The sequence below is a fragment of the Streptomyces flavofungini genome (genome assembly GCF_041028215.1).
Taxonomy (GTDB): Bacteria; Actinomycetota; Actinomycetes; order Streptomycetales; family Streptomycetaceae; genus Streptomyces; species Streptomyces flavofungini_B.
Window position 1 is genome coordinate 21,902 of record NZ_JASKYR010000015.1, and the last position, 8,203, is coordinate 30,104.

Sequence of the window (8,203 nt, forward strand, 5' to 3'; positions counted from 1 at the left end):
AGAAGTGGGTTACGGCCCACCCTCGGCACGTGGCCCGAAGGCCCCGGTGCCTAGAAGGGGGGCTCGTCCGAGTAGCCGCCACCGGAGCCGCCGGAGCTTCCGCCCCAGCCGCCACCGCCGCCGCCCTGCTGCTGGCCGCCGCCGGCCGGCGCACCGGTCGCCCAGGGGTGCCTGCTGCTGACCGCCGCCGGAGCCACCGCCCCAGCCGCCGCCCTGCTGGCCGCCGCCACCGCCGCCGTAACCGCCCTGGCCGCCTCGACCGGTGGTCTTGGTGACCTTGGCCGTGGCGTTCTTCAGGCTGGCGCCGACTTCCTCGACGTCCAGCTCGTAGACCGTGCGCTTGATGCCCTCACGGTCCTCGTAGGACCGCTGCTTCAGCCGGCCCTGCACGACGACGCGCATGCCTCGCTGAAGCGACTCCGCGACGTTCTCCGCCGCCTGACGCCAGACCGAGCAGGTGAGGAAGAGGCTCTCGCCGTCCTTCCACTCGTTCGTCTGGCGGTCGAAGGTGCGGGGGGTGGACGCGACACGGAACTTCGCGACCGCCGCACCGGAGGGGGTGAAGCGCAGCTCGGGGTCGTCGACAAGATTGCCGACGACCGTGATGACGGTCTCGCCTGCCATGGGGGAACCTCTCGGCGGGTTTGCTGCTGGCTGCTTGGTGCTGCTACTCGATTCCCGGGTGCTGCTGAGCTAGGAAGCTCAGTGCATCTCGGGACGGAGGACCTTGGTCCGGAGGACCGACTCGTTCAGGTTCATCTGCCGGTCGAGCTCCTTGACGACCGCAGGCTCGGCCTGGAGGTCGATGACCGAGTAGATGCCCTCGGGCTTCTTCTTGATCTCGTAGGACAGACGACGACGGCCCCAGGTGTCGACCTTCTCGACCTTTCCGTTGCCCTCACGGACGACGGAGAGGAAGTTCTCGATCAGCGGGGAGACAGCGCGCTCCTCGAGATCGGGGTCGAGGATGACCATCACTTCGTAGTGACGCATGTGGAACCCACCTCCTTTGGACTCAGCGGCCACGGTCGTTCCGTGGCAGGAGGGTCGTGATGCGTACGCAACGGTATCGGCCGCCACTGACAATCGGCTCCCGCGAGCGGGGGCTCATGCTGTGGCCAGGGCAGACACCGGTGCAGACGGTACAGAGTACCCGCACAGAGGCTTCCGGTTGAAATCCGGCTGCGGAGGGGGAGAATCTGTACACATCGGGTGTCTATGGCGCTACGATGCGCCGTTCTACGCAGGAGGTGCCTCCGATGGCACAGGCAATGCGACCCCACGCCGCGACTTCCCTCTTCTCCAGTGACGGCAAGGCCCACCCGCTGCCGGACACGCTGCTCATCATCACCGCGGTCCTCGGCATCACCGCCTTCATCACCGCGATGTTCCACAGCCTGCACCTGCTGAGCTCCTGGACAGGCCTGATCGGCATCCTCACCGGCCTGTACGGCCAGTACATCTCCGTGACCACCCGTGAGCGCTTCGGCCTGATCCTGGGGCTCGGCGCCTCGGCGATCGGCTTCTTCCTCGGCATGGCGCACGGCGGTCTCTTCGGCGGAATCCTCGGCGCCTGACGTCCTCGGCGACACCCCGGCCCGGGGCGGGCCGGGGTGTCGCCATGGGTTCAGGTGTGTACGGCCAGACGGGGCGCTCGTGGGGCGCAGTAGGCTTCGGCGCGAGAGCCGGAGCCCCTGAACCCATGGGGACACACCAGCCCGAGGAGCGCCCCGAATGAGTCTGACCCTGAGGACCATCAGTCGCGAGCAGCATCTGGCATATATCCAGACACTGCCGTCGGCGAGTCATTGCCAGGTCCCGGCATGGGCTGACGTGAAGAGCGAATGGCGCTCGGAGAACCTGGGCTGGTTCGACGACAGGACCGGTCAGCTGGTCGGTGTGGGCCTGGTGCTCTACCGGCAGCTGCCCAAGCTGAAGCGCTATCTCGCCTACCTGCCCGAGGGCCCGGTCATCAACTGGTACGCCCCGAACCTGGACGAGTGGCTCCAGCCGATGCTGGCGCACCTCAAGCAGCAGGGCGCGTTCTCCGTGAAGATGGGCCCGCCCGTCGTGATCCGCCGCTGGGACGCTCCGGCGATCAAGGCAGGCATCCAGAACCCGGACGTGAAGCGGCTCCGCGACACCGAGGCGACGCACATCGAACCGCGCGCCTTCGAGGTCTCGGACCGGCTGCGCCGCATGGGCTGGCAGCAGGGCGAGGACGGCGGCGCCGGCTTCGGTGACGTCCAGCCCCGCTTCGTCTTCCAGGTGCCGCTGGCCAACCGCTCCCTGGACGAGGTCCAGAAGGGCTTCAACCAGCTCTGGCGACGGAACATCAAGAAGGCCGAGAAGGCCGGTGTCGAGGTCGTCCAGGGCGGCTACCAGGACCTCGCCGAGTGGCAGCGGCTCTACGAGATCACGGCCGTCCGCGACAAGTTCCGCCCGCGGCCCCTCGGCTACTTCCAGCAGATGTGGCAGGCCCTCAACTCCGAGGACCCCAACCGCATGCGGCTGTACTTCGCGCGCCACAACGGCGTGAACCTCTCGGCCGCCACGATGCTCGTCGTCGGCGGACACGTCTGGTACTCCTACGGCGCCTCGGACAACATCGGGCGTGAGGTCAGGCCCTCGAACGCGATGCAGTGGCGGATGCTGCGCGACGCGTACGCCATGGGAGCCACGGTGTACGACCTGCGCGGCATCTCCGACTCCCTGGACGAGACCGACCACCTGTTCGGCCTGATCCAGTTCAAGGTCGGCACCGGCGGTGAGGCCGCCGAGTACATCGGCGAGTGGGACTTCCCGCTCAACAAGCTGCTGCACAAGGCACTCGACATCTACATGTCACGCCGCTGATCCCGCACACTTTCCTTCCACCCCTCTGAAACACACCTCTGCGACACCCCCTCTGCAACACCCCACACCTCTGAACACCGCAGAACCTCTGATACACCGCAGACACGAGAAAGGTTCCGGGATCCAGCCATGGCGCTCACGCTCTATGTCGACACCGCGCGCTGGCGGGCACACCACAAGCACGTGCTGGAGCAGTTTCCGGGCATCGTCCCGGTCTGCAAGGGCAACGGCTACGGCTTCGGTCATGAGCGCCTGGCCGAGGAAGCCACGCGCTTCGGCTCCGACATCCTCGCCGTGGGCACCACCTACGAAGCGGCTCGGATCAAGGACTGGTTCAGCGGTGACCTGCTGGTCCTGACGCCGTTCAGGCGGGGCGAGGAGCCCGTGCCACTGCCCGACCGCGTCGTCCGCTCCGTCTCGTCGCTCGACGGCGTGCACGGCCTCGTGGGAGCCCGCGTCGTCATCGAGGTCATGTCCTCGATGAAGCGCCACGGCGTCAGCGAGCAGGACCTCCCGCAGCTGCACGCCGCCATCGAGGACGTACGGCTCGAGGGCTTCGCCATCCACCTGCCGCTGGACCGCACCGACGGCTCGGACGCCGTCGAGGAGGTCATCGGCTGGATGGACCGCCTGCGCGCCGCCAGGCTGCCGCTGCACACGATGTTCGTCAGCCACCTCAAGGCCGCCGAACTGGTCCGCCTCCAGCAGCAGTTCCCGCAGACCCGCTTCCGCGCGCGCATCGGCACCAACCTCTGGCTCGGCGACCACGAGGCCACCGAGTACCGCGGCGCCGTCCTGGACGTCACCGCGGTCGCCAAGGGGGACCGGTTCGGCTACCGCCAGCAGAAGGCGACCTCCGACGGCTGGCTGGTCGTCGTCGCGGGCGGCACCTCGCACGGCGTCGGTCTGGAGGCGCCCAAGGCGCTGCACGGCATGATGCCGCGCGCCAAGGGCGTCGCCCGCGCGGGCCTCGCGACCGTCAACCGCAACCTCTCGCCGTTCGTCTGGGCGGGCAAGCAGCGCTGGTTCGCGGAGCCGCCGCACATGCAGGTCTCGATCCTCTTCGTGCCCTCCGACGCGCCGGAGCCGAAGGTCGGCGAGGAGCTGGTGGCCCACCTGCGGCACACCACGACCCAGTTCGACCGGATGGTCGACCGCTGAGGCAGCAGAGCCTCCCGTACGCCGAAGGGGCCGGACACGACACGCGTCGTGCCCGGCCCCTTCGTCTTCGCCAGGGAGTCGCCATGGAGTCGCCGTGGACCGCCGTGGGACCGCCGTGAGCCGCCTCAGCGCGGCAGCTCGGTGGCCGAGCCCCATTTCACGGCGGGCAGCGCGGTGGACCGCGCCGTCGGCCGCGCCGGACCGGCCTCGGCCCCGAGCACGAACACATCCTCCGCGGAGTCCAGGACACCGCCCGAGGGGTCGTCGTCCCCGTTCCGCCGGACCATGTCCCGCTCCGGCATCAGGATGTCCCGTACGACCAGGGCGCACAGGTACAGCGTCCCCAGCAGATGGACGACGATGACCGCCTGGTAGCCCTCCGTGGGGAGGCCCTTGTGGGCGTCTCCGCTCGTCGTGTACGCCAGGTACATCCAGATCCCGAGGAAGTACGCGACCTCGCACGCCTGCCAGATCAGGAAGTCCCGCCAGCGCGGCCTGGCGAGCGCGGCGAGGGGGATGAGCCACAGGACGTACTGCGGCGAGTAGACCTTGTTGGTGAGGACGAAGGCCGCCACCAGCAGGAAGGCGAGCTGCGCGAAGCGCGGCCTGCGGGGCGCGGTCAGTCCGAGCGCGCCGATGGCCAGGCAGGCGAGGAGCATCAGCGCCATGGCGAGGACATTGACCGTCTCGGTGCTCAGCGGCGAGTCCATGCGCTGGGACAGGATCAGCCAGAAGGAGCCGAAGTCGACCGGGCGCTCCCTGCTGAAGGAGTAGAACTTCGACCAGCCGTCGTGCGCGAAGAGCATCACCGGCAGGTTCACCAGCAGCCAGATCCCCGCCGTCCCGCACAGCACGGACCCGAACTCTCGCCACTTCCCCGCCCGCCAGCAGAGGATCAGCAGCGGCCACAGCAGCAGGAAGGGATACAGCTTGGCGGCGGTCGCGAGGCCGAGCAGCACACCGGCGGCCAGCGCACGCGAGCGTGACCACATCAGCATCGCCACGGAGGTGAAGGCGACGGCGAGCAGATCCCAGTTGATGGTCGCCGTCAGCGCCAGTGCCGGGGCCAGGGCGACGAGGAGCGCGTCCCAGGGGCGGCGCCGGTGGGTCCGCGTGACACAGACGGCGACGACCGCCACGCAGGCCATCAGTATCCCGGCGTTGACCATCCAGTAGATCTTCTCCTGGTGCTGCGTCGAGCCGCTGCCCGGCGTCACCCAGGAGGCCACCTCCATGAACACCCCGGTCAGAACGGGGTATTCGAGGTACTCCATGTCGCCGGGCAGCTTGTCGAAGTACGGCACGAGGCCATCGGCGAAGCCGCGTCCCTGGTAGAGATGCGGGATGTCGGAGTAGCACGCGTGCGTGTACTGGGAGCTGGGCCCGAAGAACCACGCGCCGTTGTAGCACGGCAGCTTCTGCACCATTCCGAGCGCGAACATGCCGATGGCGACCAGCGCGATGACGCGCACGGGGGTCCACCAGGACGCCGCGTACAGCACTCTGCGGCCGACGGGGCCGCCGATCAGCTCGCTGCCGGCCCGGGCGACCTCGTCCTGACTCGTCGGCCTTACCGGCTCGGGCTCCTGCGGTCGCACGGGTTCGTACGCGCTCGTGCTCGGCATTGTGGCGCCGGGACCGGCGCTGGGGTCTGCACTGGGCATGCCCGCCATCCTGCCGTACGCGGCTGGGAACGCGGCGAGGACCGCCGCACCGGTGGTGCGACGGTCCTCGTTTCACGTGAAACATCGACGGGGCAGGTCCGGCCCGGCGGTCAGCCGAAGATACCTCCGCCGTCGTCGGCGCCCGGCGGATCCTCGGTGGGCGTCGGCGTCATGCCGCCCGGGCCGCCCGGATCGCCGCCCGGACCACCGTTCTGGCCGCCGTTCTCCTGGCCACCGTTGTGGTTGCAGTCCCAGTCGAACCGTCCGCAGGACTCGGTCGGGGTCGGCGAGTGCGTGGGCGGCTTCTCCGACTCGGTCTCCGTGGGCGTCGGAGACTTGGTCTCCTCCGTCTCCTCCTCGGTCGGTGTCGGCGTCGGTGACGGGGGCGGCGTCTCGCCGACGATGCTGCCGATCGGCTCCGGCACGGGGAAGGCCTTGGGAGGCACGTTCTTGAGCGCCTCCGCCATGTAGTCCCGCCAGATCTGGGCGGGGAACGAGGCACCGTGGATCTTGGCCTCACCACCCGTGCCGAACATCTCCAGGAACTGGCGCTTCTTGTTGGTCTCGTCGTCGTCGAGCCGGTACATGCTGACCGCCGTCGACAGCTGCGGGGTGTACCCGACGAACCAGGCGGACTTGTTGCCGTCGGTCGTACCGGTCTTGCCCGCCACCTGGCGGTTGGGGAGCCGGGCCGAGGTACCGGTGCCCTTTTCCACCACGGTCCTCAGCACGTCGGTGACGTTGTCGGCCACCTCGGGAGAGAAGGCCTGCTTGGTCTCCTTCGCGTGCTGGTAGACCGAGCTGCCCTTGTAGACGACCTCGGAGACCGAGTACGGATCGTTCTGCTTGCCGCTGGCCGCGAACGTCGAGTACGCCCCGGCCATCCGGATCGCGCTGGGGGACGAGGTGCCGAGCGAGAACGACGGGTAGTTGGCGCTGGCCATGGACGTGTCGTCCTTGAGACCCGCCTCGATGGCCGTCTGCTTGACCTTGTCCAGACCGACGTCCATGCCGAGCTGCACATACGCCGAGTTCACCGACTCGCGCATCGCCTCACGCAGGTCGATCTGGTAGGTCGGCCGGTTGTACGACCGGTTGCCGTCGTTCTTCTGGTTCCACTGCTGGCCGTCGCGGTCGGTCCAGATGCTTCCGTCGTAATTCTGGATCTTGAGCTTGTTCTCGCCGCTGTACAGGCTCTTCGGATTGACGATGGTGCGCTCGCTGTCGCTCTGGACCTCGCCGCCGTTCTTGTCGCGCACACCGTGCTTGAAGGCCGCGGCCAGCACGAACGGCTTGTACGTCGAACCGACCTGGGCACCGGTCTGGTCGGCGTTGTTGGTGAAGTGCTTCGTCGCGTCCTCACCGCCGTAGATCGCCTTGATGGCCCCGTCCTTCGGGTTCACCGAGGCACCGCCGAACTGTACGTGCGTGTCCTTCTCCGGACGCAGCTTCGGCTTGATCTTCGCCTTGCGGACCTTGTTCACCGACTTCTCGAGCGCCTCGACCTTCTTCCTGTTGAAGGTCGTGTGGATCTCGTAGCCGCCCTGGCGGAGCTTCTCCTCGGTGATGTCGGTGTTCCTGATGACATACGCCTTGGCCAGGTCCACGAGGTAACCGGTCTGACCGGCCAGGTCGGCGTTGGACCGCGGGTTCTGGAGCTTGGGGAACTCCGTGTACTTGTCCCGCTGCGCCTGCGTCAGACGGCCGTCCTTGACCTCTTCGTCGAGGATCCACTTCCACCGCTTCTTGGCGCGGGCGGTGTTGTCGTCCTTGTTGGCCGCGGGGTCGATCTCAGGGGCACCCGCGGGGTCGTAGTACGTGGCTCCCTTGAGCACCGTCGCGAGGAGCGCGCACTGGCTCGGATTCAGCTCCTTGGCTTCCTTGTCGAAGTACGCACGGGCAGCCGCCTGGATGCCGTACGCCCCTCGGCCGTAGTAAGCGGTGTTGAGGTAACCGGCCATGATCTCTTCCTTGGAGACGGTCCGGCCGACCTTTATGGAGATGAAGAGCTCTTTGAACTTACGGGTGAACGTCTGCGACTGGTCGCCCAGGCGCGCGTTCTTCACGTACTGCTGGGTGATCGTGGAGCCACCCTGGGTCTGCCCGCCCTTGGCCATGTTCACCAGGGCGCGCGTGATGCCCATGGGGTCGACGCCCTTGTCGTCCTCGAACGTCTTGTTCTCCGCCGACATGACGGCGAAGCGCATTTCCTTGGGGATGTCGTCGTAGTCGATGATCTGGCGGTTGCGCTCACCGCCCGTCGCGACCATCTGCTTGCCGTTGTCCCAGTAGTAGACGTTGTTCTGGGCCTTGGCCGCCTTGTCGACCTCCGGCACCTCCACCAGGGCGTACGAGATACCGGCGACCGCCATCAGACTGCCGAGGAAGCCGACGAACAGACCGGTGACCAGGCGCCACGACGGCACCCAGCGCCGTGCGCCCTGCTTCCCCGCGCGCGGATAGTCGATGAACCGCTTCTTGCCGGACGGCGCCGGGCCAAGGCCCCTGCCACGCCCCGCCCC

The 8,203-nt window shown here is 67.9% G+C and carries 6 protein-coding genes and 1 pseudogene; 3 read left to right on the plus strand and 4 right to left on the minus strand.

The features are described from left to right. Positions 1–50 precede the first annotated feature (50 nt). Both AB8Z36_RS02460 and rpsF read right to left on the minus strand, forming a co-directional pair. A pseudogene (locus AB8Z36_RS02460) lies at positions 51–624 on the minus strand (single-stranded DNA-binding protein). A 78-nt stretch (positions 625–702) separates the two neighbouring features. Next, positions 703–993: a 30S ribosomal protein S6 gene (rpsF, locus tag AB8Z36_RS02465; RefSeq protein WP_016644628.1), complete on the minus strand. Its 291-nt coding sequence runs from the start codon at positions 991–993 to the stop codon at positions 703–705. A 266-nt stretch (positions 994–1,259) separates the two neighbouring features. Here rpsF and AB8Z36_RS02470 point away from each other — a divergent pair, with 266 nt between their 5' ends. The 3 genes from AB8Z36_RS02470 to AB8Z36_RS02480 all read left to right on the plus strand — a co-directional run bounded on the left by AB8Z36_RS02470 (position 1,260) and on the right by AB8Z36_RS02480 (position 4,017). Further along, the gene (locus AB8Z36_RS02470; RefSeq protein WP_369211494.1) at positions 1,260–1,577 is read left to right on the plus strand and encodes a hypothetical protein; all 318 of its coding nucleotides are present in this window, start codon (positions 1,260–1,262) and stop codon (positions 1,575–1,577) included. Between the two features lie 157 nt (positions 1,578–1,734). Then, positions 1,735–2,856 (plus strand): lipid II:glycine glycyltransferase FemX, encoded by a 1,122-nt coding sequence (locus AB8Z36_RS02475; protein ID WP_369211495.1) that lies wholly within the window; start codon positions 1,735–1,737, stop codon positions 2,854–2,856. 129 nt (positions 2,857–2,985) lie between these two features. Beyond that, complete coding sequence (locus tag AB8Z36_RS02480; RefSeq protein ID WP_369211496.1) at positions 2,986–4,017, plus strand: alanine racemase; 1,032 nt, start codon at positions 2,986–2,988, stop codon at positions 4,015–4,017. 125 nt (positions 4,018–4,142) lie between these two features. Here AB8Z36_RS02480 and AB8Z36_RS02485 read toward each other — a convergent pair whose 3' ends face one another. Then, positions 4,143–5,642 (minus strand): glycosyltransferase family 87 protein, encoded by a 1,500-nt coding sequence (locus AB8Z36_RS02485; RefSeq protein WP_369211499.1) that lies wholly within the window; start codon positions 5,640–5,642, stop codon positions 4,143–4,145. A gap of 149 nt (positions 5,643–5,791) precedes the next feature. Next, on the minus strand, positions 5,792–8,203 hold a 2,412-nt coding region (locus tag AB8Z36_RS02490; RefSeq protein WP_369211497.1), incomplete at its 5' end, for a transglycosylase domain-containing protein.